Source organism: Kitasatospora sp. MBT66 (assembly GCF_000710405.2).
Taxonomy (GTDB): domain Bacteria; phylum Actinomycetota; class Actinomycetes; order Streptomycetales; family Streptomycetaceae; genus Kitasatospora; species Kitasatospora purpeofusca.
Genome location: NZ_JAIY01000015.1, coordinates 126,948 through 127,555 on the forward strand (window position 1 = coordinate 126,948; position 608 = coordinate 127,555).

A 608-nucleotide genomic window follows, 5' to 3' on the forward strand; every position below is an offset into this window, starting at 1 on the left:
TGCTGCTCACCGGCGCCAGCGGCGGCGTCGGCGCCGCCCTGCTCCAGGAACTCCTCGCCCAGGGCCGCCCCGTGCGGGCCCTGGTCCGGCCCGAGTCGGCCCATCTGGTGGCCGGGGCCGGGGTGGAGGTCGCCGAGGGCGACCTCGCCGACCCGGACAGCCTGCGCCGGGCCGTCGAGGGCGCGGAGACGGTGATCCACGCCGCCTGCACCTTCACCGAGCACGCCGTCGACCTCGCCGCCATGCGGATCCTGGTCGAGGGCTGGCGCGGCACCGGCGGTTTCGTCTTCGTCAGCAGCATCGACGCCTACGGCCGGCCGGAGCCCGGGGAGGTCGCCGAGGGCGGCCCCTCGGCCGGACCGCTCACCCCGTACGGGCAGGCCAAGCTCGACTGCGAGCGGATCCTGCTGGACGCCGCCGCGACGGCGCCCGGCCCGGTCTCCGTGGTCCGCTCGCCGATCGTCTGGGGCCCGCACCGGCGGCTGCGCGACCAGCTCCGCTGGGGCGCCACCGGCGCGCTCTACCAGGCCGCACTGGCCGGCCGCCCGATCCTGCTGCCGGAGCCCTCGGCCGGGTGGGCCGGGGCGAGCTGGGTGCACTCCGCCGCG

At 78.5% G+C, this 608-nt stretch carries 1 protein-coding gene; it reads left to right on the plus strand.

All coding sequences use genetic code 11. The features are described 5' to 3' along the window. The coding region (locus BI06_RS35710) for an NAD(P)-dependent oxidoreductase (protein ID WP_158516499.1) at positions 1–608 on the plus strand (608 nt) is incomplete at both ends.